Annotated in this window: 29 protein-coding genes and 1 tRNA gene; 20 read left to right on the forward strand and 10 right to left on the reverse strand. The window is 49.8% G+C overall.

Annotated elements, in window-relative coordinates:
- The first annotated feature begins 41 nt into the window (after positions 1 to 41).
- The 16 genes from DDY07_RS24035 (at position 42) to DDY07_RS07455 (ending at position 10,430) form a co-directional block, all read left to right on the forward strand.
- Entirely contained in the window at positions 42 to 506 is a 465-nt protein-coding gene (locus tag DDY07_RS24035; RefSeq protein WP_171695402.1) for a suppressor of fused domain protein, read from the forward strand.
- A gap of 127 nt (positions 507 to 633) precedes the next feature.
- The gene (locus DDY07_RS07385; protein ID WP_367650858.1) at positions 634 to 948 is read left to right on the forward strand and encodes a suppressor of fused domain protein; all 315 of its coding nucleotides are present in this window, start codon (positions 634 to 636) and stop codon (positions 946 to 948) included.
- An 87-nt stretch (positions 949 to 1,035) separates the two neighbouring features.
- Positions 1,036 to 1,557: a DUF4240 domain-containing protein gene (locus DDY07_RS07390; RefSeq protein WP_253734429.1), complete on the forward strand. Its 522-nt coding sequence runs from the start codon at positions 1,036 to 1,038 to the stop codon at positions 1,555 to 1,557.
- A 90-nt stretch (positions 1,558 to 1,647) separates the two neighbouring features.
- Positions 1,648 to 1,944, forward strand: a complete 297-nt coding sequence (locus tag DDY07_RS07395; protein WP_171695403.1) for a hypothetical protein — start codon at positions 1,648 to 1,650, stop codon at positions 1,942 to 1,944.
- Positions 1,945 to 1,960: 16 nt separating this feature from the next.
- Positions 1,961 to 2,350: a DUF2750 domain-containing protein gene (locus DDY07_RS07400; protein WP_171695404.1), complete on the forward strand. Its 390-nt coding sequence runs from the start codon at positions 1,961 to 1,963 to the stop codon at positions 2,348 to 2,350.
- Positions 2,351 to 2,398: 48 nt separating this feature from the next.
- Entirely contained in the window at positions 2,399 to 2,758 is a 360-nt protein-coding gene (locus tag DDY07_RS07405; RefSeq protein WP_171695405.1) for a DUF6547 family protein, read from the forward strand.
- Between the two features lie 273 nt (positions 2,759 to 3,031).
- Complete coding sequence (locus tag DDY07_RS07410; protein WP_171695406.1) at positions 3,032 to 3,478, forward strand: hypothetical protein; 447 nt, start codon at positions 3,032 to 3,034, stop codon at positions 3,476 to 3,478.
- 561 nt (positions 3,479 to 4,039) lie between these two features.
- The gene (locus DDY07_RS07415) at positions 4,040 to 4,408 is read left to right on the forward strand and encodes a DUF2489 domain-containing protein (protein WP_171695407.1); all 369 of its coding nucleotides are present in this window, start codon (positions 4,040 to 4,042) and stop codon (positions 4,406 to 4,408) included.
- Positions 4,409 to 4,440: 32 nt separating this feature from the next.
- Positions 4,441 to 4,836, forward strand: coding sequence for an SMI1/KNR4 family protein (locus DDY07_RS07420; protein WP_171695408.1), 396 nt, complete (start codon positions 4,441 to 4,443; stop codon positions 4,834 to 4,836).
- Positions 4,837 to 5,307: 471 nt separating this feature from the next.
- Positions 5,308 to 5,835, forward strand: coding sequence for a DMP19 family protein (locus tag DDY07_RS07425; RefSeq protein ID WP_171695409.1), 528 nt, complete (start codon positions 5,308 to 5,310; stop codon positions 5,833 to 5,835).
- 99 nt (positions 5,836 to 5,934) lie between these two features.
- Complete coding sequence (locus DDY07_RS07430) at positions 5,935 to 6,216, forward strand: hypothetical protein (RefSeq protein ID WP_171695410.1); 282 nt, start codon at positions 5,935 to 5,937, stop codon at positions 6,214 to 6,216.
- Between the two features lie 129 nt (positions 6,217 to 6,345).
- Positions 6,346 to 6,810, forward strand: coding sequence for a hypothetical protein (locus DDY07_RS07435; RefSeq protein ID WP_171695411.1), 465 nt, complete (start codon positions 6,346 to 6,348; stop codon positions 6,808 to 6,810).
- 83 nt (positions 6,811 to 6,893) lie between these two features.
- Positions 6,894 to 7,298 carry a hypothetical protein gene (locus DDY07_RS07440; RefSeq protein WP_171695412.1) on the forward strand — a complete coding sequence of 135 codons (405 nt, stop codon included), beginning with the start codon at positions 6,894 to 6,896 and terminating at the stop codon, positions 7,296 to 7,298.
- A gap of 451 nt (positions 7,299 to 7,749) precedes the next feature.
- The gene (locus tag DDY07_RS07445; protein ID WP_171695413.1) at positions 7,750 to 8,214 is read left to right on the forward strand and encodes a hypothetical protein; all 465 of its coding nucleotides are present in this window, start codon (positions 7,750 to 7,752) and stop codon (positions 8,212 to 8,214) included.
- Between the two features lie 375 nt (positions 8,215 to 8,589).
- Positions 8,590 to 9,885, forward strand: a complete 1,296-nt coding sequence (locus DDY07_RS07450; protein ID WP_171695414.1) for a site-specific integrase — start codon at positions 8,590 to 8,592, stop codon at positions 9,883 to 9,885.
- Between the two features lie 5 nt (positions 9,886 to 9,890).
- Positions 9,891 to 10,430 carry a DUF4158 domain-containing protein gene (locus tag DDY07_RS07455; protein ID WP_171695415.1) on the forward strand — a complete coding sequence of 180 codons (540 nt, stop codon included), beginning with the start codon at positions 9,891 to 9,893 and terminating at the stop codon, positions 10,428 to 10,430.
- Between the two features lie 420 nt (positions 10,431 to 10,850).
- On the opposite strand, the gene DDY07_RS07460 is transcribed toward DDY07_RS07455, so the two are convergent.
- The 3 genes from DDY07_RS07460 to sbcB form a co-directional block, all read right to left on the reverse strand.
- Positions 10,851 to 10,937: transfer RNA gene (locus tag DDY07_RS07460), tRNA-Leu, on the reverse strand.
- Between the two features lie 117 nt (positions 10,938 to 11,054).
- Positions 11,055 to 12,236 carry a pyridoxal phosphate-dependent aminotransferase gene (locus DDY07_RS07465; protein WP_171695416.1) on the reverse strand — a complete coding sequence of 394 codons (1,182 nt, stop codon included), beginning with the start codon at positions 12,234 to 12,236 and terminating at the stop codon, positions 11,055 to 11,057.
- A 105-nt stretch (positions 12,237 to 12,341) separates the two neighbouring features.
- Entirely contained in the window at positions 12,342 to 13,781 is a 1,440-nt protein-coding gene (sbcB, locus tag DDY07_RS07470) for an exodeoxyribonuclease I (protein WP_171695417.1), read from the reverse strand.
- Positions 13,782 to 13,908: 127 nt separating this feature from the next.
- On the opposite strand from sbcB, the gene DDY07_RS07475 reads away from it, so the two are divergent.
- The 3 genes from DDY07_RS07475 to DDY07_RS07485 all read left to right on the forward strand — a co-directional run bounded on the left by DDY07_RS07475 (position 13,909) and on the right by DDY07_RS07485 (position 15,886).
- Positions 13,909 to 14,502, forward strand: a complete 594-nt coding sequence (locus DDY07_RS07475; protein ID WP_033156245.1) for an SRPBCC family protein — start codon at positions 13,909 to 13,911, stop codon at positions 14,500 to 14,502.
- 68 nt (positions 14,503 to 14,570) lie between these two features.
- Positions 14,571 to 15,524: a beta-propeller fold lactonase family protein gene (locus DDY07_RS07480; protein WP_171695418.1), complete on the forward strand. Its 954-nt coding sequence runs from the start codon at positions 14,571 to 14,573 to the stop codon at positions 15,522 to 15,524.
- 71 nt (positions 15,525 to 15,595) lie between these two features.
- Positions 15,596 to 15,886: a hypothetical protein gene (locus DDY07_RS07485; protein WP_036272448.1), complete on the forward strand. Its 291-nt coding sequence runs from the start codon at positions 15,596 to 15,598 to the stop codon at positions 15,884 to 15,886.
- A gap of 38 nt (positions 15,887 to 15,924) precedes the next feature.
- On the opposite strand, the gene DDY07_RS07490 is transcribed toward DDY07_RS07485, so the two are convergent.
- Genes DDY07_RS07490 through DDY07_RS07500 form a run of 3 tightly spaced genes read right to left on the reverse strand, consistent with a single transcriptional unit; the run spans position 15,925 to position 18,688 of the window.
- Positions 15,925 to 16,146 (reverse strand): FeoC-like transcriptional regulator, encoded by a 222-nt coding sequence (locus DDY07_RS07490; protein WP_033156247.1) that lies wholly within the window; start codon positions 16,144 to 16,146, stop codon positions 15,925 to 15,927.
- Positions 16,143 to 18,458, reverse strand: a complete 2,316-nt coding sequence (gene feoB, locus DDY07_RS07495; protein ID WP_171695419.1) for a Fe(2+) transporter permease subunit FeoB — start codon at positions 18,456 to 18,458, stop codon at positions 16,143 to 16,145. The genes DDY07_RS07490 and feoB overlap by 4 nt, the downstream gene beginning before the upstream one ends.
- Positions 18,455 to 18,688 carry a FeoA family protein gene (locus DDY07_RS07500; protein WP_033156249.1) on the reverse strand — a complete coding sequence of 78 codons (234 nt, stop codon included), beginning with the start codon at positions 18,686 to 18,688 and terminating at the stop codon, positions 18,455 to 18,457. The genes feoB and DDY07_RS07500 overlap by 4 nt, the downstream gene beginning before the upstream one ends.
- Positions 18,689 to 19,019: 331 nt before the next feature.
- On the opposite strand from DDY07_RS07500, the gene DDY07_RS07505 reads away from it, so the two are divergent.
- Positions 19,020 to 21,413, forward strand: a complete 2,394-nt coding sequence (locus DDY07_RS07505; protein ID WP_171695420.1) for a phosphoketolase — start codon at positions 19,020 to 19,022, stop codon at positions 21,411 to 21,413.
- On the opposite strand, the gene DDY07_RS07510 is transcribed toward DDY07_RS07505, so the two are convergent.
- The 4 genes from DDY07_RS07510 to DDY07_RS07525 all read right to left on the reverse strand — a co-directional run bounded on the left by DDY07_RS07510 (position 21,410) and on the right by DDY07_RS07525 (position 25,905).
- Positions 21,410 to 22,783: a DUF4129 domain-containing protein gene (locus DDY07_RS07510; protein WP_171695421.1), complete on the reverse strand. Its 1,374-nt coding sequence runs from the start codon at positions 22,781 to 22,783 to the stop codon at positions 21,410 to 21,412. The two genes, DDY07_RS07505 and DDY07_RS07510, sit on opposite strands and share 4 nt — an antisense overlap.
- A complete protein-coding gene (locus DDY07_RS07515) occupies positions 22,780 to 24,036 on the reverse strand; it encodes a DUF58 domain-containing protein (RefSeq protein WP_171695422.1) in 1,257 nt (418 codons plus the stop codon). The genes DDY07_RS07510 and DDY07_RS07515 overlap by 4 nt, the downstream gene beginning before the upstream one ends.
- A 13-nt stretch (positions 24,037 to 24,049) precedes the next feature.
- Positions 24,050 to 24,967 carry a MoxR family ATPase gene (locus DDY07_RS07520; protein ID WP_240618004.1) on the reverse strand — a complete coding sequence of 306 codons (918 nt, stop codon included), beginning with the start codon at positions 24,965 to 24,967 and terminating at the stop codon, positions 24,050 to 24,052.
- A 92-nt stretch (positions 24,968 to 25,059) separates the two neighbouring features.
- Entirely contained in the window at positions 25,060 to 25,905 is an 846-nt protein-coding gene (locus tag DDY07_RS07525; RefSeq protein ID WP_171695423.1) for a S26 family signal peptidase, read from the reverse strand.
- Positions 25,906 to 25,963: the final 58 nt, after the last annotated feature.

Raw genomic sequence — 25,963 nt, forward strand, 5'->3', positions numbered from 1 at the left:
TCAGTGGTCAGCTTAGCGCAGTGTTATGCTAAGGAGAAGCCGTGAGTTTTCTTGAAGAATGCTGGGAAGAACGGGAAGAAAAAACATACAAACAAATATTTGGTGATATTGGGCCAGGAATTTACCCGTTATCAACCGAAGTATTTAACCGGATGAGTGCAGATACTGTTGATCCTCGCTGGTTGACGCATAGTGTATTCAAATGCCCTCCAGCTGAAAATAGAAAAACATGGGCATATATTACATCTGGTATGTCAAATCCATGGGAAGCTGAATCTCCAGAAGAGTATTCAGGTCTGGGTGTAGAGTTTCTGATGGAAGCTAATACAGAAGCAATCTGGGCACCGGGGAGTCGCTATTTTTGCCGAAAGATTTTTTCGAGCTTCCCAGCAGGAAAAAATCGGCAAAAACTACGCGACCGCTTATGCCTTCGGCGCCCCGATTCGTCCGCGTCACCTCGTTCCGACCCAGCATGGGGTCGAAACTTAGGCTCTCGCATGACTTGACGCCGTTTCGCGATGCCTTGCAGGTTTTCTCCGCTTCGCTGCGAAAACCCGCCCGGCGCTACGGCTATCGGGGACTAAAAATCTTCACTTCGCTCCCGCTCCGTTTCCAAGATTTTCAGCGGTTGAGGTGTTACAAACTTTAATGGCGTATAACTTGCTGCTTGTTGCCGGGAAGATGGGGGACTATCCGCCTCTTTATTATGGGCATCGTGTTCCTCTGAATTTATCAGATAGCATAAATACAATGATGTTTACACAACCCAGTAATTTTCCGGGAGGATTTTCTATTAAATCAGGACGAGTTGATTTACTACAGGTGGTAGGCATTACTTCAGCAGAACTGGAATTCGCCAAGAAAGCGTCGTCAGATGAGTTAAAGGAATTAATTGTGAGTAATGCAGGTGGGCTTTTCACCAGTAAAGACAGAGTAAGTGTTGTCTAAATCTCATAATACGGGTTTCACACGACTACTAATTTACAGGGCCCGGAGGCGCAATTTGCAACAAAGCTATTCAGCAGTAAATCACAAATGTACAACATGGCACTCAATGAGGTGTTTATGGATGAAATGAATTTCTGGATGATCATCGGCTCTGCACACGAGCAATCAAATGGTGATATGGATCAGAAATGCGAGTTGATTCGCACAGCGCTCTCCAAGCTACCCCAAGATGATGCGAGAGCGTTTTCCGCTCTTTTCCGTGTAATGATGGATCGAGCCTATTCGTGGCCGTTGTGGGGTGCGGCATATGTCATTAACGGTGGCTGCGGGGACGATTCCTTTTCTGATTTTAGAGCCTCACTTATTTCACGTGGTCGTGCCGCGTTTGAACGCGCGCTCGCAGATCCGGATTCATTGGCCGCGGAAGACTTTGATGAAGACTCATGGTTCTACGAGGGATATCAGTATGCCGTGACAGATGGTGTCAAGGCCGCCGTGGGAACGGTCGTCAATCGCGAAAGTCCCCATCCCGATGAACCGTTTGGTCAAGAATGGGAAGAAGACAAAGTCTATGAACTCTATCCACAGCTCGCGGAAAAGTTCGCATAACTTGGCGCTCAACCGGACCGACTGCAGCCTAGGCTTGCAGTCCCCTCCGCATTGGCTCCGGCGTCCGGTTAACTCTACTGTAGGTTGACGATGGCCGTTCAGAACTCACAGCTAGCCGGGCTGATACTTGCGGGGATCTTCGCCATTGCGCTACTGGGTCTGACGATTTGGCAACGGATAAAATACCCTAAGCGTCAGAATCAAAAATCTGACCCTATTGCGGAAGCAGAAGTCTACATAGCTTACGGACGGAAGAAAAAGCAATTGAATTACTCAAAAAGGCTCAACGAGAAAACCCAAATCGAACGGATATTGGCGAGAAATTGGATGAATTATCAAAGCAACCCTAACCCGGCGCTCCAGCAGACCGCCCTGTCGGCCGCTTAACCTCAGGTTGCAAACCATGAGCATCGCAGCCCCAAATGCCGCGTGTTTTTACCGCGAGGTTGCTGCCTCTCGCGTCGTTAGGGCTATTCGAGATAGCGAGGGATTTCCTACGCCAATCAACGGAGATAAAAAACGCGCGATGCCATTCTGGTCGTCAGAATCCAGAGCCATGGAGATTATCGCAAACGTGGAGGATTATCGAGATTTCAGGACAGAGCCAATTTCTTGGGACGTATTTGCCCAGCGTTGGATTCCTGGGCTAATGAAGGACGGAATCCTTGCTGGCTTAAACTGGAGCGGCCCAAATGCAACAGGCTACGATGTTGAACCAACAGATATTGAGCGCAACGTTCTCGCAGTACTTAATCAAGCTGTTGCCCAAGCTATTCATTCCGCTGGATGCTAAGCGATGAAGCCACGTATCATCGGTGAATTCAGATATTGGATGGACTGAATGAGCAGAATATCGAAACCTAGAGTTTATCGCCAGATTATTGACGAATTGGTTCGCGAGTGCCAACAGGGCCAAGGTCAGATTGGATCAAATCGGGCCAGAACAGGGCTCTGGAATCAAAATGCAACAGAAGAGTCTATTCCAGAGCAACACGCGATCAATGTGCTGCTCGTAAAGCTGACCAAGGAGGATCGTGAGGTCCTGGCTCACATGTTGGCGTATGAGTTTGAAATCGGAGTGTTCGAAACCCTAAAAGCGCTAGAGCGGTTTGGTGTCGAACCTTTCAATGGGGGCTATGAAGGCAGTCCCTACGAAGATTTTATTGGTCGCCTTTCAGACTGGGAATGGCCGGAAAATTGACAATGTATTTGTCCAATGAGGAGATTCACTATGTAGTTTTCGTCGGGTGGGCTCAGTGGTAGTAATCAAGTGCCAAAAAGGAAAATACATAATGCTTGGGTGTTTATTACACCAAGCCTGAGATTGAGGTTGCAACTTTTCATCAGGAATTAAAAAACGGAACCTTTTCTCGTGGAGTACGATGAATAGCTACTATTGAAAAAAATTGGGAAACATACATGCAATCGGCTAACGTCTAACCAGTGTGCTAACTTAATATATAGGGTTTAAAAAATGTCTTATGATCGAGCTGATTGGCATACCGATACGTGCGCTGAAAAAGGTCTGCCTGAGGAAAATGCAGCTACCCATATTGCCGCTTACGTTCGTTGGTGTATTCAACGAAACCTGATCGCCGAAGAATTTGCGAGAGAAGATTCAGAGGCTCTGGACCAGGTTCGGAAGGGAGAGCTGTCCGCCGCGAAGTACTTCGATGAGTATATGGATTGGAAATTTGGCGAATGGAACTTAAATGATGTCGGCAACCAATTCACATCAGCATACTACGACAGTTATCTTGCTGATCTTGGCATCTTTTTTCCAAATGTTGTTTACGGAGAATGGGAAAGTATCGACTTCGACCGGCTCGCAAGTTTTCTGGATGCCAAATTCAACGAGTTTAAAAATGGAAACCTGAAAGTCGCTACGCGGAAAAGGAAGTCTTGGTGGAGATTTTGGTAAACCCCAACCAACAGATAAACTTGACCAGTAAAAGCTAGGCGGCTACTGTAGTTACGCTTTTGTGGTCAACTTACCCATATCGTTAAAAGTCTTTGGGATAATCGTGCACAAAGATCAAAAACTAATTGAGTTACACAAAATTAAGCGGAAGTTGCAATATTGTGGCCTCCCTGTGATATTAGCCTTTCTAGGCGTTGGCATATCTAAAATTGTCGGTCTAGGCATTAATAATAATGATCCGATATTTATCATAGGGACTTATTCGACGTGGGCTTTAGTAGCATTCCATGTTATTTCCGCGAAATGCCCAAACTGCAATAAAAGGTTTTTTAGCTTATGGGCTTTGTCCTGCTTCATCAATATCAGAAAACTTTCTTGTTGTAACTGCAAATTCGCTATGCCGGCAGATAACAAACAAGAGCCTTATAGCAAGTCAACTGGTGACGAATGGAAGCAATAGCGTGTTATAACTTAACATTCAAGCGGAATGGTCGCTCCTGCTCCTGCTCCTGCTCCTGCTCCTGCTCCTGCTCCTGCTCCTTAATTTTACGTTAGGCATTCATGAGCAATGGCATAACACATGAGCAATATGTAGCGTCGGTTCGGCACCGCGTCGCGGCGATTGCTGATGGGATGCTAAGCGGAGAAGTAAATTTTCTTGAGGGCGCAATCGTGTTGGCTTCGCTACGTCACGAGGCCGAAGTGGGCGAATCCGATCCAGATTTTATGACTTTTATTGTCATTGCATCAGAAACAGATTATCTCCCCATAGGCCCATCAAGAGAGCTTTGGTCTAAAGAGGCATCGCTTAGACATCAACCTCGAATTGATGCGTCGACTGCTTGGGCCAAGCAAATTGGCAACGCTTCATGTCAATCCCTTTTGGAGCGGTTTAATGCCTACCCCCCCCTCATTCAACCGGGACCCTAAAAACCGGCCCGTTAATTCAAACGTTATTTATCATGAACTCAAGTAAGCCATCCTGGTTATTTCCCAAAGGTGCTTCCGAGGAAGTGCTCAAAGAATTGCAATCCACAATTGTAGGGCTACCGGCTTCATATCTTGATCTTCTGCGACTTGGAAACGGTGGAGAAGTCGGGTTACCTATCAATCCCTATAGATTGTGCTTGGATTCAGCAGAGGACGCTCTTGCGTACTGGGAAAGTGGTACCTACACGATACAAGAGGCCTTTGTCTTTGGCAGTAACGGTTGCGGGGAACTCTTGGCCTTTGATATGCGACAGTCTGGCACCTGCTCGGTGGTTTGCTTTGATCCAATCGATCCTGATGGCAGCATTGAGCAAATTGCACCAAGATTTGAGCACTTCATTGCACTGATCGAGGGTGAGAATGCATAACATGGCACTCAATCTCGCTCCCTTCAGTCGCTGGACGCTACGCGATAAAGCCGCGCAGCGTCGGTTAGCTTTATATTAGCCACCAAGATGCGTAGCGGCGGCCATCCGCTCCAATATGCATGCTTCAAATGCCGAAAGAGCTTCAAACGCCCCCAAATGTCGGGAGCGTTTAGTCGGTTTATGACTCAAGAACAGCGTCTAGCCCAGCAACGCAAGGCACAGCAGCTCAACCATGAGCGGGCCTATATATGCCCCAACTGTGGAGGACAATGTCATTTTATGGGACTCGACTTCAAAACTCCGAAAGTTACTGATTTAAGAGCCTGGCGAGAGGTCGAGGCTTTTATCCGTTCAGGAAAAATCTACTACCGTGGCATGACCTAAATTGATGGCTAACCATGCAATCCAACGGACCGATGGCAAGCTGTGCTTTCCTTGGTCCGGTGATTTTCAACCTAAAATGGCACAAAAATGAACAACCCACCTGTATACGAGCGTATCCCAAATTCTGTTCAGGAGGCGCTGAATCACGTTTCCGACAACGATTTTGCCATTGCAATGAGCAATCTGGTTTACGCTCGCGAAGCCATGATCGGCTTCGATGCGCTTAATGAACCAGAAAGAGTTGTCTTTTGTCTCGATAAACTGGAACAGGAAATAAACAACGGCGGCTTTGAGCAGTACTTCCATAACTTAAGTGGCAATATTGCAACCGCGACACCCTCTGCATTGCGTGCCATGGGCGCATCTCAAGTCGCATCTATTGTTGAAAAAGCACTTGAGGTATTTCCCAATAGTCAACCGCCCAAAGATCAAGCTCAACGGGAAAAACAAATGGCGTCATGGGGGCCCGAGGAAGAAGATATTCTGGAAAATTTAGACAAAGCCTTTCTCGCATATCCGGAGCCGCTGGCAAAATTAGAGCGAGGCTATGTTCAAAAACATGAAAAATTTTTCCTTGTGCCGCACGGCGCTGGTCAATCAGTTCGTGACATTTAAGATGGCAGTGGGACGGGTGGAAGCGTTGTGCCGCTTTTCAACGCGATGCGTCCTCCTCCGTATACTTCTAGATTATGCAAGTTAGGGATATGTTAAGAAATGGACGACAACGAAATAATTATAAATGCAAAGTTAAAGCTTAAATATCTACTTATAGTTAATGTCATGGTTTTCGTTCTTGCTCTGACTGGAGGATATTTCGGTGGGATAAATACCTTTATTTATTTTTTCGGTTTTTATGTAATTGAAGTCTTGGTTTTTGTTGGACTGTTTATTCCTATTTTTACTTTTTGGTTGTTTAAAGGTAGGTCAATTAAAATTTCTGCATCTAAAGCCGTGCAAAGTTTTGGCGATTTTTATCACTTTATAACCCCTTGGTAATAATATTTTTTAGGATAAATAAAAAGTATTATATGGTACTCAACTGTTGCGCGCTTACAATACTGTTTTGCTTTTTCAGCTTACCGCGCCGAGCCCGGTTGGCTCTATTTTAGGTTTAGAAAAATAATTATGAGCTACCATCTCACAATACTACGCAGTGAAAATAGCAAGCAGCTACCGATTTCTCTTGAAGAAGCGAAGCTTGTGGCAACTAAAATCGGAGGTTGGAAATATTCAGAAGCGCCGGACTCGTTTAAGTTGTTAACTGAAAATGGAGAGTCCACGCTTTGGTACAACGATGGCGAACTCTGGATAAAGACCCCTGAAATTTGGGAAATCGATCCTGTTATCAATTTTGCAAAACAGCTTGGCGGCAGAGTCCGAGGCGATGAGTTTGAAACTTATACCTCTGCTGACGAAACCTTTAATCATCCTGATGATGTTGTTTTGAGAAACATTGAAGAGGAAAAGTCGGCAGCATTGCTGCAAAAAGATTTTTCGTCTCAAAAAAGAATCTTTCACGGTATTATCGGTTTTTTCTTGCTTTTGGGGCTAATTGGTTTTTTGATTGGAAAATGGTTTGAAAGTCAATAAAACATAATTACACATTACAACTAATTACTTTCCGCTATGCGCCAACCATCGACTGAATTCTACGTTATATGCAATAAATTAAAATGAACATTATTTTCCCAAAGAAGCTATACACTCCTGTAATACCTCTAGGTATTTCGATCAAAGAGGGCTTGGAGATATTGAGCACATTCGGTGCGCCGGAAATTGAAAAAACTGGTGACGATATGTCTTTTCGTATAAATACACCAGAGTTTGACATGGCAATATATGAAGAAAATGCTTTTGTTAAGTCTGTTTGGTATGACGACCCGCTAGGCAGGATATGGAAAGTTGGTAAGAAAAGAAAAATCAGTCTCTACTTGGAAAGATATGGCAATAAGGAAGACTGGGAATTAAGAATGAATAACGGTTGGATGGACTATTATTTCAACGAAAAATCAAAAGCCGCTATGGTATATGGCATACATAACGATGTTATCAGGTTTAATGTTTGGCAACGCACATAACACAGCGTCTCATATGTCCAAAAACCGCTTTGTGGTTTTCGTCGGGTGGGCTGGGTATGCGTCCTGAGATTAAGCGCCTCGTTCTACTAGGTCCACTGCCGCCTGAGCCTGAGGCGTCATTAGAGCATCTGCGTCAATTGGAGGCATTGCTTCGTTCCGTAACCAAGCCGGTGTCAAATGAAGAGGCTCGAGCTCTGGTCAAACTGTTTGGGCCCGATGGTTGTTTTGGTTTGGCGTGGTCAATACTTCATCTAATCGAATCCGCGCCAGGCTGGCCATTGGCCGATCGCTTGGTTGATTCAAGCAATGAATGGGTTGCCTTACTTAGAGATCGAGCAGCTCGTGGCGGTTTATTATGAATCCGTCGGCTACACGGATCATAACGGATAACCCTGTGCTCGATTCTACCGCCCTGTCGGGCGGCGGGTTACCTCCACGTTAGAGTCTAACCATGGCACGGCGAAAACAACTCAAGAACATTGCATCCGGGTTGTATGGATCGTTCATAAGTCGCAACAACGATGTAGGCGGCTATTGGGGCATTGGAAAGCTTCGTCTTCTTGCGCAACAAAGTGGTGTGCAGGTAGTTCGCCTTGATCTTCTTGCGAAATCAATAATTCCAGTCAGTTTAGAATTTTCAAAGCTTGTTTGTGGCTACAACGCAATCCTGAAAAAGCATCTTTATGCAGACGGGATTCCGGACAACTGGTTAGCTTCCGTGACCATCGAGCTTGATTTCAAGCCTGAGCCGCCTTCCGGAACGTACATTCCAATTGCAACGTGGGGTAGTCTATTCAAGCTCGTGGTGACTATTACAGACGATATGCAGAAAAATCACACTGTTTCCGGACACAGCTACTGCGGGCCGCATAATCCAAGAAAGGAATCCAAAAGTGCAAGAACAGAGCGCTTCTAACCTGCGCTCAGCCATGCCCCTTTCAGCGGCGATACGGTCATATCCGGGCACGCGGTGAGGAAGCGCAGGCCACCGGCTTCAGCTTGCGGCGCTGGGCCTTAAAGCGCATACATAGCGGGCGACCACTTCCGCCGGATTCTGAACCTTTGGGAAATCAGACCGAGTCTTATCTGGCCTGCGGTAATCTCACTTGGGGAACTACCGCTCTATTCGGATAGGCTCTAATATTCATCATTAATGTAATAACTGTCTGTCAATACGGGAAAGGATGTTAAACCGGTAGCCATCGACTCAGAGCTTAAGGACTCGCTTAAACATTTTAGCCTGCCAAATGTTGTTTATAACAAGACTGCCTGCATAAATCCCTACTTAATAATGAATCGAGTCGATCAATATTTAAATGCCGCTGAACGAGCTAATACTCGACGTAGTTACGATTCGGCAATTCGACATTTTGAAATCGAATGGGGTGGATTGCTGCCATCGTCTGTTGATAATGTTGCCCGTTATCTTGCCGAACACGCGGAATCGCTTTCCCTAAACACCCTCAAACATCGCTTAGCAGCCTTATCGCGTTGGCATCAAGATCATGGTTTTACTGATCCAACTAAAGCCCCCAAGATTAGGCAAGTCATTAAAGGTATCCGGGCTATTCATCCGTCGCGGGAGAAGCGTGCCAAGCCACTGGAGCTGGATATTCTGCAACGAATTTGCGAATGGTTAACGCATGCCGAATCCGTTGCAACCACCCGAGGCGATAAATCTGGTGCTCTTCGGCACGCCCGAGACCGGGCCTTAGTACTGTTGGGTTTTTGGAGGGGATTTCGAGCGGATGAGCTTGCAGGTCTGCGCATTGAGTTTATCGAAATTACCCCAGGCGAAGGATTAACGTGTTTTCTGCCTCGCAGTAAAGGAGATCGGCAATTGGACGGACGTAACTATTCTTGTCCTGCGCTTTCACGATTGTGTGCTGTAGAAGCCGTGGCGCATTGGCTGGATTTGTCGGGATTAAAGGAGGGCCCGCTGTACCGGAAAATTGATCGATGGGGCCAACTCGCCGAAACCGGACTTGCTCCCGGCAGTATCATTCCACTACTGCGTAAGTTACTTGCCCAAGCCGGAATAGCCAACGCCGAGGAATTCAGCAGTCATTCCTTACGACGAGGTTTCGCCAATTGGGCGCGGCTAAGCGGTTGGGATATCCGGGAGTTGATGAATTATGTGGGCTGGGGTGACGTTAAATCAGCCATGCGCTATTTGGATGGCGCCGATGAAAGCCTTAAGGAACGCTTTGAGCGCGGGATGAACCGGATATTGCCGCATCCCGACAATCCTACGCCACAAAAATCGGTTCCGCAAATGCCGCCCGCACCTGAAACCGCGTTAACCACTATTGAAGTTTTGCTACAACTTTCGCCTTACACTGGCAATAGCCGACGAAAACGCCTAGCTTTGCGCGACATGACAACAAGCTGTCTTGCGCGATTCCAGGCACAGCAAATCGACCGTGACGGGTATTTGTATCAGCTCTCCGTGCCGTCGTCTTCGACGGATATTCTTGATGACCATCTTTATGCCTTGCTTGATGAGCTTCACCAAATCGCCGATGCTCGCCAATGCGTTCTTGAGGCAGTTTGCCGCGATCCGGCGAGCGGAAAACACTGGGATTGAATTGAATGACTTTAATCCACGAAACGGCCTATCCTCGGCTGAAAGCCGATCCTACGCCTCATGATCTTCAGAACGTCTACAGTCTGACAACCGAGGAAATTACATTTATCGATCAAATTGCCAAACGGCCTGCTGCGCGTACTATCGCTTTTTTATATTTGAAACTCTTCCAGCGGCTGGGCTATTTTGTCAAAATCAGTGACATTCCAACCTTAATCCGCCAGTACATCATCACCCAAGCTGGGTATCAGAGACCGCCTAGACTTGAGGAACTGAAGCAGTTCGATAAGTCGTCCAGCCGCAATAAGCTGATCGCGGACTTGCGCCGATTCCTCAATGTCCGTCCCTTGGACGTACAAGGCCAAGCTTGGTTAGGCCATATTGCGGAAACCGCAGCCGACAATCGGCATGTACCGGTGGTTGCTCGCAGGTTGCAGACATCGGCGGATCATGAATTTGCTGGAAATCCAGTGGTTGAACAAATCGTACAGCTGATCGAGCAACGCGCGGCGCTGACGGTCAGGCGGTTCGCCGGGTTTGATTAAACTCCAAAGCTCTTGGATACGCGACACAGACTATAGCAAGGCCGGTGACTGTCACTTATTGAAATGCTTGGGGTGATCCAATTGATATTTGGAAAAATAGGATAGCTCGGCTTCCTCTGGTGATGCAGAGGGCAGATGAGAATAGAGCTTGTTGACCACATTTTTGAACCACAGTGGTCTGTAGATTAAGACAAATATCAGGATTGAGTCGGTGACCGGGACCGGGAGTATTTCGAAGCAACCGATAGTGACTAAAACCAGAAACCACTTGAGGCGCCATAGCAGCGGCGGATTTCTGCGTTTAAAGTGAAATATTTTCTTCATGTTCAACCAGTTTTACCGAGGCGTTATTCAAAGGGAACGTGGCAATCATTAGGCATAAAAAAAGGACCAGGTGTAAACCAAAGTCCTTAATTTTTATGGTGCCTCAGACCGGAATCGAACCGGTACGACCTTTCGGTCGCGAGATTTTAAGTCTCGTGCGTCTACCTATTTCGCCACCGAGGCCTTCTTACTGATGAAGTGCGAAGGCCGCGAATTCTATAGCATTGATTAAATTTGTCAATTGAAAAATGGCAAATTAATGTCGGTTTATCCGTTCGCGATGGCAAATCCTAATAGGCCTTAAACCGCTTGTTTGATTCTGAGTAAGGCATTTTCCAGATTGGTCATGCTGGTGGCAATGGAGATTCTAATGTGGCCAGGGCAACCGAAAGCGGAGCCTGGCACCAGGGCCACGCCGGCTTTTTCGATTAAGTATTCGGCAAATTCCAGATCGTCGTTGATACCGTCCAGTCTGCTCAGCAGCTTTTCCACATTCGGGAACACGTAGAAGGTGCCGTCGGTAGGTAAGCATTCAATGCCATCAATGCTGTTCAGTTCGGCAACCACGTAATCGTGGCGCTTTTTAAATTCCACCATCATCGTGTCGATGCAACCTTGGTCGCCGTTCAGCGCTTCTTCCGCTGCCACTTGGGAAATCGATGTAGGGTTAGAAGTGCTCTGCGATTGGATGATGCACATGGCTTCGATCAACGGTGCCGGGCCGGCAGCATAGCCGATCCGCCAACCGGTCATCGAATAAGCTTTAGATACACCGTTTAAGACGATAGTGCGGTCATAAAAGCCGGGGTGGGCATTCAGGATATTGACGAATTCGCCTTTGTTCCAGAGGATCAGTTCGTACATGTCGTCGGTTGCGATCAACACCTCAGGAAAATCCAATAACACGTCGCCCAGTGCTTTTAATTCTTCCAGGCTATACGCAGCGCCCGTTGGGTTGGAAGGACTATTAATGACCAATAGGCGGGTTTTGGGGGTAATCGCGGCGCGCAGTTGTGCCGGGGTGATTTTAAAGTTTTGCGCTTGTCCGGCTTCTAAAATCACCGGGACGCCATCGGCCAGCAGGACCATATCCGGATAGGATACCCAGTAAGGGGCGGGGATGATGACTTCGTCGCCGGGATTAAGCAGCGCTTGCGCCAAGTTGAAAAAGCTTTGTTTGCCGCCGCAGGACACCAGGATTTGATTGGGCTGATAATCCAAACCGTTATCGCGCTTGAACTTGGCAATGATGGCTTTTTTCAAGCCGGCCGTACCGTCAACGGCGGTGTATTTGGTAAATCCGGAGTTGATGGCTTTAATGGCGGCGGTTTTAATATGTTCCGGCGTGTCGAAATCCGGCTCGCCGGCGCCCAGGCCGATAATATCTTTGCCGGCGGCGCGCATCGCGGCAGCACGGGCGGTAATGGCCAGGGTAGGGGAGGGTTTGACCGCTTTTACGCGGTTAGACAGGTTAATGCTCATGATGCCTCGGTCGAAATTTACTCAAATGGTCGTCATTATACGGCATAACGCTAAAAGCACCTTATTCCTGAAACGATCTACTGGCTTTTAAATCGGCAAAAAACATCAATTCGAAAATTTTAGGCGTCGATCTTCCGCATAGGCTGCCAAATCGTTCAGTATCGATTGATTTACATTTGGCTCGTCCCGCAATAGTTTAATTTTGGCGTTGAACTGCTCCAGCGTCAGTCCCCCGGTCGCCAGTGTGCCGTTTAGCTTGTCCCGGCAATATTGCTTCCAGAGTTGGACGTCTTCCATGGATAGGGTATGCGGATAATTCCGGGCGCGATAGCGAAACAGCATTTCCGGCAAACGGACATCGTCGAAATCGGTGTCAAATTCGGATAGCTCGCTGGGTTTGGCTTGCCTGATCCGGGCGATGGCCGCCTTGTCTTTGTTGCTGAAAAAACCGCCACTGTAAATCATCAAATCAGGATCGGTAGGTGAGTCTTGATATTGCCGGGTAAAGACTTGCGACAGCTTTTCCGCTAGAGATGGCGCAGTCTGAATCCGCTGCAAATGGGATAGACACAAGTCCAAGTCGAGTTGCAAGCGTTCGGCATCGGCCGGGCGTATCACCGACAATGGCGCCAACACCGGCGATTTGTTGATATGTACGGTTTTTAAGGGAATTCTGGCAATGCCTTCCGGTAGTGCTTCGGCGGCAACAAACAGCCGCTGTTGAATCTCTTCCGCACTTAACTCAAGCAAAGGTGCCGGATCGACGGAAAGATCGTAAACGATGACTTCGTTGTTATTGCTTGGATGCTGCACTAAGGGCAAAATCACCGCAAGACTATTATTCCGGGCCGAAAAACGGCCGGAGACATGAATTAAGGGCTTAAAGCTGCCGAGTTGCAACAGGTTTAGTGCGGTGTTTTTATAGCGATTGTTCAGTAAATAGTTGAATAGTTTTGGCTGCCGCTCCCTGATTAATTTAGCCATTGCGATGGTTGCATACACATCCGATAACGCATCATGGGCAGCTTCATGAGCGATACCGTTGGCCTTGGTGAGTTCTTCCAATTTAAAGCTGGCAACGTCGTCGGCGTTAACCGGCCACTCGATGCCTTCAGGCCTTAAGGCTTTGGCGGCGCGCACCACATCGATAATATCCCAGCGTGAGTTGCCGTTTTGCCATTCGCGCGCATAGGGATCATAAAAATTACGGTAAAGCAGATTGCGAGTCACTTCATCGTCGAAACGGATGCTGTTGTAACCAACGCCGCAGGTACCGGGTTCGGCGAGTTGATGATTGATAATGGCGGCAAACGCAGCTTCGCAAACGCCTTTTTCGGCCGCCAATTGCGGGGTAATACCGGTTATCAGGCAGGCTTCCGGGTGTGGCAAGTAATCGTCGGCGGGCTGGCAGTAGGCCATGACGGGCTGGCCGATGATGTTGAAATCCACATCCGTGCGGATGCCGGCAAACTGACAAGGCCGGTCGCGTTGCGGATCGATGCCGAAGGTTTCGTAATCGTGCCAGAAAAAAGTAGCTGTAGTCATTAAATACGTGCGGGTAGGATGGCAGAGTCGGGAAAATTTCCGCAAACATGCTTTTGCGAATACTTGCGGACGGATTTTATTTTATAATCGCCCGCTCCATTTTATGTGTCCATCATAGGAAAGTGTTATGAAAAAAACCTCGTTGCTCGTTTCAACCGTTTTATTTTTGTTCGCCGGTTTTGCCCATGCTCATGGTCCGGTCAGAGCAAAAATGACAGCCACCATCACTGTTGATGCCCCAGCGGCCAAAGTGTGGGATTTGATCAAGAACTACGATGATATGTCTTGGCACCCAGGCATTAAAAGCGTGAAAGGCGACGGCACCAATAACAAAGGCGCTATCCGCGTGTTGACTTTGGCGAACGGTACCATCACAGAAGAATTAAAGGCCTATGACGCAGCGAAATTCTCTTACAAATACAAAATCACCGATATGAGCTCAACCGGCACCATTAAACACGCCGGTCAAGACGAGCCGCTGCCAGTATTGCCAGTGGGTAACTATGCGGCAGAATTGTCCGTGAACGATAAAGGCGGAAAAGCCGAAATCGAGTGGGTGGCCACTTACTACCGTGCCTATGTCAACAACAACCCACCAGCCGAATTGAACGAAGAAACTGCCGATAAAGCGGTTAGCAATGTTTTGAAAACCGGTCTGGAAGCGATTGCCAAAAAAGTAGGCTCAGGTTCCGCCGCAGTTGAGATCGATATTAAACGCTAAGCTTTTGTTATTCGGTTCTCGGTCATTCGCGCCGAGAACCCTCGCCCCCCATTCCTGTCATTCTCACCATGCGCATCAGATATTCGTTGTTGGCTTTTTCATTGCTCGGTGCATTCGCATCCGGCGTTAGCGCTGATTCGCGCGCTTTTATTACCAATCAGTTGGATAATTCGGTATCTGTTATCGATACCAAAAGCCAACAGGTCATTGAAACGATCAAAGTGGAAGGTAAGCCGGCTGGCGTTGCACTGAATCAACCGAAGAAACAGGTATATATCAGCACCCCGGAAGGTGGCGGTTTTGCGGTTTTGGATAGCGAAAAACTCACTAAATTGACCAAGGTTAAGGTCGGCGGCGCTTCGCTAGGGATCGCCGCGGACAGAAAGGGCGAGCAGGTATTTGTCGCTGATTGGTATGAAAATTCTGTGACGGTTTTTGATACCAAAAACTTCGCGAAAATTAAAACGCTTACGGTCGGCAAATCGCCGTCCGGCATGACCGTTAGTCCGGATAATCGCTGGCTGTATGTTGCCAATCGTATCGACGATTCGATTTCGCAAATCGATTTAAGCAAACTGACTATCCGTAATACCACCAAAGTCGGCGCGCATCCGTTTGGCATAGCGGTGGATAGTCAGGGTAAGCGTTTGTATTCCGCTAACGTGGAAAGCGACAATGTGACCGTTTTGGACGCCCGCAGTCTAAAGCGTTTGGCTACCATCAAGGTTGGCGCCAGGCCGTATGCGGTTGCACTGGCGTTGAACGATAGTCTGCTGTTTGTTACTAATCAGGACGATAGCACCGTATCGGTCGTTGATACCACCACATATAAGCAAATTGACGTGGTCGCAGTCGGCGATAAGCCGGAAGGCATCAGCACGCATCCGGACGACCAGAACATCTATGTTGCCAACTGGTTTGACAATAATGTGTCCGTCATCGACGCTAAAACCCTGAAAGTGGTGAACACGATTAAAACGGGGGAGGGCAGCCGTGCTTTTGGCGAGTTCATTGCGCGCTAGGTGATTCGGCATTTTGATGGTCGCGCATGTATGGTAGACTGCGCGCCGTTGCTAACCTCATTGAGAAATATATGGCTGAAACCGTTGAAGATTTAACCATTAGTTACGAAGACGGCGGCGTTGAAACTGTCAAAGAACTGGACAAAAAAGTCCTGAGCAAGGGCGCTTGGGCGACGGTTATTTACCGTTATCAGGATTGGGAGCCGGCTAAAAATCAATATAGCCAGGATAGATTTAGCATTCGCCGCTATCAAAAACGTAACGGCGAATATCAGCAAAAATCTAAATTCAATATTTCCAGCGAAAAACAAGCGCAAGAGTTAATCGACGCGCTACAGGGTTGGTTGGCGGAAGGCCAATAACAACCAGAAGCGTAGCGAGACGTTACAGCCTTGCTACGCTAATCCACCCATTCATATATCTCTGTCAAAGCCGGATCGCATTTGCAGCAACTAGTGCCGCAGGAAGCGCCGACAGGACTTAATCGTACTTTGCCTTTGTTGATCCACTTGCCCAGCATGCCGCGCAAGGCGTCTGCATCCATATGAAAATGTAACACAAGATCGCTCAATGTTACCCGGCGTTTTTCCTGCAAATAGCTGCGTAAGTCGGACAATATCATTGCGGAACTCCACTAGTTTGGCGCACGCCGTAAAATCGCAACAGGAATAGTACTCCGGCAAAGATAAGCGTTAATGCCAATATCCAGACGACAGCTGAATCGGGGTGCTGGGCATAAGTCATGCCTTGGTAGAAGAGGGTAGCGGTCAAGTAAGCCACAAAAGTCGTCCAGCACACCACAAACAAAGCCCAGCTGCCGTTGGTTTCTTTGTATATTGCCGCAGTGGCGGCTACGCAGGGCGCATACAATAATATAAACAGCAAATAGGCGAAGGCACCGATCTGACCATCAAAATGGGCTTGCATGACGCCGAAGGTATCGAGTTTGACTTGCTGCTGTTCCGCTGCCGCAGCCTGATCGGAGATATTGGCGATACCCAATCCCAATGGGTCCAGCAGCTTGTCGGCAATGGCCGTCAGGTTGTCCGGTACCGTTTGACAAGCCTCTAACAGAGCTTGCTGTAAATCAAAGCTTTTTTCTTCTTCGGTATGATCGGAAACGGCCATTTGACTGTACAACGCATCCAACGTCCCGACTACGGCTTCCTTAGCCAACACGCCGGTAAAGATGCCGACGGTCGCCGGCCAGTTATCGTGGGCGATACCCATGGGGTGGAATACAGGTGTCAATGCGCGGCCGATTTCGCTTAGTACTGATTTATCGCTATTTTCCTGTCCGAAACTACCGTCCGTACCCAAAGAATTTAATACATTTAACACCAGTACCATAGGCACGATGACTTTGCCTGCGTTGAAGATAAAGGTTTTCAAGCGTTCCCAGGTTTTGGTGTAGACACCTTGCAAAGTGGGCAAATGGTAAGCGGGTAGTTCCATCAAAAAAGGAGTAGGGGAGTCGCGCAGCAAGGTGTGACGCATGATTAAACCGGTCAACACCGCCACCACAATACCGAACAAATACAAACCAAACACCAGATTCTGGCCGCCAACCGGGAAAAAGGCCGCGGCAAACAAGGCATAAACGGGCAGGCGGGCGCCGCAGGACATGAACGGATTCATCAAATTGGTCAATACCCGGTCACGCTGATTATCCAGCGTCCGGGTCGCGATAATGGCCGGTACATTGCAGCCAAAACCGACGATCATCGGCACAAACGATTTGCCGGGCAGGCCGATGATGCACATGAACCGGTCCATTACAAATGCAGCTCTGGACATGTAGCCGGAATCTTCCAGCATCGATAAAAATATGAATAAAAAGCCAACAATGGGGATAAAGGTAGACACCACTTGAATACCGCCGCCGATGCCGCTGCTGATCAACACCACCAGCCAAGCAGGCCAATTCATGCCAGTTAATAGTTCGCTTAAACCGTCCACCAGTAACGCACCGACCGCTTTGTCGAAAAAGTCAACGAAAGCACTGCCGATGTTGATGGTAAACATGAACATGGCATACATGACCAACAAGAAAATCGGAATCCCCAAAAATCGATTTAACACCACGCTGTCGATTTTATCGGTGGTGCTGCGGGAAACCTCGTTAAGTTTGCAGACGCTGGTTTGTACCAGTTGATTAACCAAACCGTAGCGCGCGTCGGCCGCGAGTATGTCGATTTCATCTTGAGTTTGCGCTTCGATATCCGCGCGCAATTGTTCGGCAATTTTTTGTAGTTCAGGGCCGGCAAGTTGTTTTGCCAAGGTATCGTTTTCAAGTAAGCGCAAGGCAAGCCAGCGGCTGTCACAAACTAAATCGACAGATTGTTGAGCCAATAGAGCCTGCAATTGACTGACAGCTTGTTCTATAGCTGGATGGTAATTAACTTGTAATGCGGGAATGGGCTTGCTGAGGCTAGCTTTATTGATAAGGTCGCGTAATTCCTTAATGCCGGAACCCGTAGCGGCGGTAACCGGTACTACCGGGCAAGCCATTTGTTTGGCAAGCAGTTCGATATCGATCTTGATGCCGCGTTTTTTTACCGCATCCATCATGTTCAGGACCAAAATCATCGGCACCCGCATTTCTATCAATTGCGAGGTTAGATATAAGTTTCGTTCTATATTGGAGGCATCGACGATGTTAATGATTAAATCAGCTTGGCGAGAAGCGACATAATCGCGCGCGACTTTTTCGTCCAGGGAGATACTGTCGTCGTCGGCTTCTAGTGAATAAGTGCCGGGTAGATCGACCAGGCTTATCTGTTTGCCTTGGTGCGCGTATTCGCCGGTTTTTTGTTCAACAGTCACACCAGGCCAATTGCCGACGTGTTGCCTGGAGCCGGTCAGTGCATTGAACAGTGTGGTTTTTCCGCAATTTGGGTTACCAACTACGCCAACAGTAAAATCCATACTCATATTTTTTCTATAAGTAAGACGGAGGCCTCGTTTTTACGCAGCGACAACGAAAAGCCGCGAATTTTGATTTCAACCGGATCGCCCATCGGTGCAAATCGCGTAATTGTAAATTCAGTGCCTGGTGTTAAACCCATGGCCAACAACTTCTTGCGATAAACGCCACCCGATTGATCGAATCCAACTATACGGCCTGTATCGCCAGTCGCCAGCGCTTTAAGATATGTCGACATGCAAACTAATTAATAATTGTTCTCATTAAGTTACAATATAGCACATCATCCCAAAGGGATGACAATATTAGTTTACCGAATAACTACAGATGGCAATAAATTCGCATAATGTATATTATGTTAAATAATATGGATTGCGAAAACACGCTTTTTCGATTATTGGCGAACATTGTTCCGGTTTAAGTGCTGTATCCAACGAATGCGACAATGCCAAATTTTATCGGTAATTCACTATTTTTGAATTGCACAAGCATACACTACACTAATCCAGGAATTTCCACGCCGTTCTGGTAGCGCGGAAACACGTTTTGGTCAACAAAGGAGTTAGCGCATGACGACACTGGAAACAGCTTTACCAGCGGTTATCTCACCACTGAGCCAAGAAGAACTAAAAGGCATCAACGCCTATTGGCGAGCCTGCAATTATTTAGCGGCCGGCATGATTTATCTGCGCGATAACCCTTTATTAAAAGAACCGCTGAAACCGGACCACATCAAAAACCGGCTGCTCGGCCACTGGGGTTCGAGTCCCGGTTTGAGCTTTATCTACGTCCATCTCAACCGGCTGATCAAACAATACGACCTTAACGCGATATTTCTGGCTGGCCCTGGTCACGGTGCGCCGGGAGTGTTGGCACCAGTATATCTCGAAGGCACTTACGCGGAAATTTATCCGAATAAAGGCGAAGACCAAGACGGTTTGTTGCAGTTTTTTAAAGAATTTTCGTTCCCTGGTGGCATTGGCAGCCACTGCACCCCAGAGACGCCGGGCTCTATCCATGAAGGCGGCGAGTTGGGTTACAGCATTTCTCATGCTTATGGCGCCGCTTACGACAATCCGGATTTGCTGGCGGTGGTGGTGGTCGGCGACGGCGAAGCCGAAACCGGGCCGCTCGCTACATCGTGGCATTCCAATAAATTCATGAATCCGATCCGCGATGGCGCGGTGCTACCGATCCTGCATCTAAACGGCTACAAGATCAACAATCCGACCTTATTATCACGGATTCCTCATGAAGAGCTGGAACAACTGTTTCGTGGCTACGGCTACAACCCGTATTTCGTGGAAGGCAGCGATCCGGACACCATGCATCAACTGATGGCTGGTGTACTGGAAACTTGCGTGCTGGAGATTCGGCGGATCCAGCAAGAAGCCCGCGCAAGCGGCATCCCTACCCGGCCGCATTGGCCGATGATTATCTTACGCAGCCCGAAAGGCTGGACCGGGCCGAAAGACGTGGATGGGCATAAAGTGGAAGCCTTCTGGCGTTCTCACCAGGTGCCGTTGGCCGGCGTGAAAGACAATCCGGCGCATATGCAACTCTTGTCTGACTGGCTGCAAAGTTACAAACCGGAAGAATTGTTCGCTGAAAATGGCAAGCTGATTCCCGAATTAAAAGCCCTGGCTCCACAAGGCAGCCGGCGGATGAGCGCGAACCCACATGCCAACGGTGGTCTGTTGCGTAAGGCTTTACGGATGCCGGATTTTCAAGATTATGCCTTGGCGTTGGACGGCCACGGCAAAGTGTCCGCGGAAAATACCCGGCCGCTGGGCAAGTTTTTGCGCGACATCATGAACGCCAATATGCACAACTTTCGGGTATTCGGTCCCGACGAAAACAGCTCCAACAAACTGGATGATGTTTACAAAGCCAGTAAGAAAACCTGGCTGGCGGATTATCTGCCGGAAGATGCCGACGGCGGCGAACTGGCGACCGATGGCCGGGTGATGGAAATGCTCTCCGAACACACGCTGGAAGGTTGGCTGGAAGGCTATTTATTAACCGGTCGCCACGGCTTTTTTTCGTCGTACGAAGCCTTTGTACATGTCATCGACTCCATGTTCAATCAACACGCCAAATGGCTGGCGATGTCCAAGGCCGTATCCTGGCGGGCGCCGGTCTCCTCGCTAAACTTGTTGATAACCTCGACGGTTTGGCGGCAGGATCATAACGGCTTTACGCATCAGGACCCCGGCTTTTTGGACTTGGTCGTCAACAAGAGCCCGTCGGTAACGCGCATCTATTTGCCGCCCGATGTTAACTGCCTGCTGTCTGTTGCCAACCATTGTTTGCAAAGTACCGACTACATTAACGTGATCGTTTGCGACAAACAAAAACATCTGCAATACCTGGATATGGACGCGGCGATCAAACATTGCACCAAGGGCATCGGTATTTGGGAATGGGCCAGTAATGACGATGGTGCCGAGCCCGATCTGGTGATGGCCAGCGCCGGCGACATTCCCACCAAGGAAGCCTTGGCTGCGGTGGTTTTGTTGCGAGAGCACTTTCCACAATTGAAAATTCGTTTTATCAACGTGGTGGATTTGTACAAGCTAGTGCCGGCCAGCGAGCATCCGCACGGTCTGTCGGATCGGGATTTCGACAGTTTGTTTACCGTCGATAAACCGGTGATCTTCAACTTCCACGGTTATCCCTGGCTAATTCATAGGCTGGCTTATCGGCGCCATAACCATAATAATCTGCATGTACGTGGCTATAAGGAGAAAGGCAGTATTAACACCCCGCTGGAACTAGCCATTCAAAACGAAACCGACCGTTTCAGCCTGGCAATCGATGCGATAGATCGGATTCCGGCTTTGCAAGTATCCGGTGCCCACGTCAAGGAAAGACTGCGTGACCGGCAAATCGATTGCCGCAACTACGCTTACGAGCACGGCATAGACCGACCGGAAGACGATCGATGGCACTGGCCGTATTAAAGTTGACGATAAATTGTGCGGTACAACTGCCGCATGCGCCGAATATGCGCGTCCGCTAACGGTTTATCGCCGTAACGGGCCGCTTCGAACAAACCGGTGATTTCCGCCGCACTGCGCCGCGCATCGCGATGCCGACGACTGATTTGCGCCAGATATTCGCGGGTGTTGGCGGTATCGGCGCGCGGCACGTCGTGCAATGCAAACAAGTGCGACATCGCTCGGTAATACTGGCGGGCGGCGGTTTCGCCGCCGGCATGGCGGCCGATCACACCCAAACGCAGATAGTCCCACTGGGTTATTAGCCAAATTACCCAAGGGATTTCCCGCAACAAAGCTCCGAATGCCAGGAAAATAGCCAATAGAATCAATGCCAGCAAACCCAATAACGCCGCCAGCCAGTGTTCGCGCAGCCATTGTTTCAACCACTCCCACCAGTCGAAAATCACCGCCACAGCCGGTACCAAAGCTTGTTGCGTAGATTCGCTGAGGTCGGCAATACCGTTGATCGCCGCCGCCTGCCAGGCAGGCATATTGACTCGCTTAGCGGCGTCACGCATGTCCGCCGGGCTCGGCCACCGACTGCCGGCCTGCAATTGTTGGCCTGTGCCCTCTCCTCCTCCCGCAGCTTGTTGTTGCTCGCCACCCGCTTTTTCGGCTGGCTGACCGGAACCGGTTTGGCCGCCGCTGCCGGCTTGTTCGATTTCGCCGCCGGGATTTTGCAAGCTGACCTGGCCGAAACGCCACTCCAGATAAGGCCAGTTGATTTGCGGCGTTATCAGATAAAGCCCGCCACCGATCAGCACGATGGCGGCGGTGGCCGCCAAAATAGCGGCGCCCTGGCCTTGGCTGCTGGGCCGACCCAGACTCAAACGCTGCAAGTCCGCGCCGCGCCGCTGGACTTGCTCGGCAACCAGACAAAACACCACCGTCACGATATAAGGCGCTAGATAAAACAACATGGTCCAGTCGGCGCGGTAATGCGAGGCGGCGAACAACACGATTGCCAACGACACCAACAACCCCAGATTCATCTCGCGCCGGCCGGTGGTGACGCAATTGTAGGAAGCCTGCAACATCGCCAATAGATACAACCCGGCGCGCGGCATACCCCAAATTGGCATAAATACCAATACGAACAGCAAGAAACCGATAAACAACACCGCCTTCTGCCACACCTTGCCCGCCCCCGAAAGCCAGTGGCTTTGCCGCCAGCCGACAATGGACGTGCCGCCGAATACGATAGCCCAGAACAGCATTTCCCGCGTAAAGCTGCCGTATTGAATATCCAAAAATGCATTGCAGGCAACGGCTAGCCATTGCGCTAGAAACAATCCCACATAGACTGGAAAACTCAACTGAGAGGCGGTCATTGGTTAAACAGCGCCGTTAAGTCGTCGCCTCGCCGAACCGTGACGCAATGCGCGCCCAATTCCAGTAAACCGGCGTTCAATGTCCGGTCGCTAGTGTCGCGACGGGTCCAACTGGCTGCGTTTAGAAAGCTGTCACGTTCAAACAATACCGCGAACAAATACACGCCCTTGGCCCGCAGCAAAGCCAGCGCCTGCAGGGTTTCGGGATGGCGATGCGGCGGCTCGGCTAATAACAGCACGACCGTTTCGCCGCGCACGCAATTCAACGCAATCTCGGTCAGCAATTTGGCATACGGCGTGTCGCCGTCGGCCTCCGCGATTGCCAGCGCATCCAGGATGGCTTGAAAATGAAAATCGCCTTTGCCGGACAAAATCCGCAAAGGCTGTGCGGCATCAGCCAACACGCGACTGTGTATATTCTGGCCACAGGCATAAGCCGCCACGGAGGCGGCGATGCGTATCGCGTATTCCAGGGTACTGTGCTTGCCGCGGCCGATATTGGCGTCCTTGGCCAAATCCAGGGCGATGCAGAGGCATGCCGACGCCAAAGGCTCGAACTCCGTGACCATCAACTCATTCAAGCGCGCCGTAGTCGGCCAATGGATATGCCGAGGATTGTCGCCGCGCCGGTATTCGCGTAGGCCGGAAAATTCCGCCGCACCGGCGCCTTCCGGCAGACAATAACCACCGCGGTGAATTTGGCTGGGTGCGCCGAACAGCGGCAGTGATAGGATGGGAAAGACCTTCGGATAAATGGTCAGGGTTTGCAGGGAACGGTCGGCGCGGCTGCGCGCCTCCGCCAAGCCCAACGGAAAACTGGACGCCAAGCCCATCGGCCCCAGTTTATAAAAACCGCGCTTTTCGCACAGCAAGGGTACGTCGAAACTACGCTCGCCGCGGCCCGGCACGTAAGCGACGCTGCCCAGCAATTTGTCACCGTCGTTGGCGCCTTGTTCTGCGGCACCCACAAACGGCAAGCGGTCGACCAACTCCACCATGAAACGCGGCAGCCAGCCGCGATTTTGTACGTGGACCCGAAACACGATGGTTTCGCCTTCCAAAGCCCGTTGCGGTCCGACCCGCCGCACCGATAAGCGTTGCAGCAACCATTGCGGCCAGAGCATGCCGGTCAATAAGGCGGCACTGAGCAATGCAGCGAGCAGCCAGGGCAGACTCTGTTCGCGGCTGATCGCCGCCAGATACGCGGCCAGCGTAAAGCCGCACAAGATTAAAAATTTCAGCCTTAGCGCCATTGCAGTCTAGCGATCAAACTACCGGCGGTGGCAGCCGGTCGAGAATTTCCGCGAGAATCTCGCCGGCATTGCGCCCCAATACCGCGGCCTGCGGTTTGACGATCAGGCGGTGTTCCAGAATCGCCGGCGCGATGCTTTTCACTAAATCCGGCGACACGAAATCCCGGCCGCGTAAATAAGCCAAGCCTTGCGCACCGCGCGCCAGGGCCAAGGTGCCGCGCGGGCTGATACCCAAGCGCAAATCGCTATGCTGGCGGCTGGCGGCACTGATACCGACCATATACTTAGCCACGTCCATACTAATATGCACCGCCTTGACCTGAGCCCGCGCCGCTAGAATATCCGCTTCGGACGTCACAGCCGGCAAGCTGTCGATAGGATGAGTCTGGGTTTGCGCTGCCAGTATCCGCATTTCCTGTTCGATATTGGGGTACTCCATCCGCAAGCGCATGAAAAACCGGTCCAGCTGTGCTTCCGGCAAGGCGTGGGTGCCGGCCATATCGATTGGGTTTTGGGTGGCCAGCACCATAAACAGCTTGGGCAGTTCATGTGTATACCCGTCCACGCTGACATGAAATTCTTCCATGCATTCCAACAACGCCGATTGCGCGCGCGGTGTGGCTCGGTTGATTTCGTCGGCTAGCAGCAGATGGGTAAATACCGGCCCCGGCCGGAATTCGAAATCGGCGGTTTTTTGATTGTAGATAGCGACACCGGTAATGTCGGACGGTAATAAATCCGAGGTGCATTGCAGGCGTTTCATGTCCACCGCCACCGAACGGGCCAATGCCCTGGCCAACATGGTCTTGCCCGTGCCCGGCACATCCTCCAGCAACACGTGGCCGCGGCACAGCATCGCGACCACGGCCAATTCGATGACCGGCCGTTTGCCGATAATGACTTTTTCGACGTTTTCAATTAAAGAAAGCATGGCATCCATTAGCTGAGGATTGTCCTGTTAAAGATGTGAGCGGGAAATGGGAGAGCCAAGCTTAGCAGAGCCTGGCCGTTTGTCATTCCGGACTACGAGTTAAGGCGCTTGGCAGCAAATTCGGTATCGGAAAATAGCGCCAACACCGCGAATATCACAATCGCCACCAGCGTCGTGCCCGCAGCGGCGACAGATAAGCCAAAAAACGTCAACCAGGAAACAAACGCATAATAAATGGCCGGCATGACGGCGTTATAACCAACCGATAGGCCTATGACTCCGAGCAATAACCAGATCGCAAAATTCAAACCAACGCTAATTCGCGCCAAGTAATAAACCGGTTTAACGATACGCTCCTTACGCTTGCCCAGTCCGAAAAATACCAGGCCATAGAGCACGATCAAAGCCGAACCGTAAACGAATAGTTCCGGGTGCTCGGCCGCCGACGTCGCTTGATCGAATACATAAAGCACGCTTGCATTTATGTTGCTATGCGCCAGCAGATGGTTTGCCAATGTCCCGGGATTCGCGGACTCCGCAGTGTCGGGAATAAAATCCGGGAAAAAGAAAACGGCTTGTTGCGGCACGATTAACGTCGAATTGGGCAATGCACTCTGCGGATATTTACCGGCCGGTTTGCCGTTAACCGACAATATGCCCGCCGCAAAACCGACTTCATCGCCGGGCATACCGACGATTCTGCTGATCTGCAGTTTGCCGGCCGCATCGTCAAAGCTGATCAAGCGTCCGGCTGCCAAATCCACTTTAGCGGACATTACCATAAAAGCGTTCTTGGACAACTCCTTGTATAAGGGATTGGCCGATGCCATGCGGCTGATCGGGTGGTACATAACAGTGTAAATAATCGGACAGCCGAAAACGACCACCGCCAGCAGGCTGAGCAGCGTTGGCCCCAATGAAGATCGATTAACGCGCATAGTGATTCGTCCCAGTCAAAAGCCCTAAAGACTAGCAGAGCCTGAAAACCGTGCATGT

Origin of the sequence: Methylomonas sp. ZR1 (genome assembly GCF_013141865.1) — a bacterium.
GTDB lineage: Bacteria > Pseudomonadota > Gammaproteobacteria > Methylococcales > Methylomonadaceae > Methylomonas.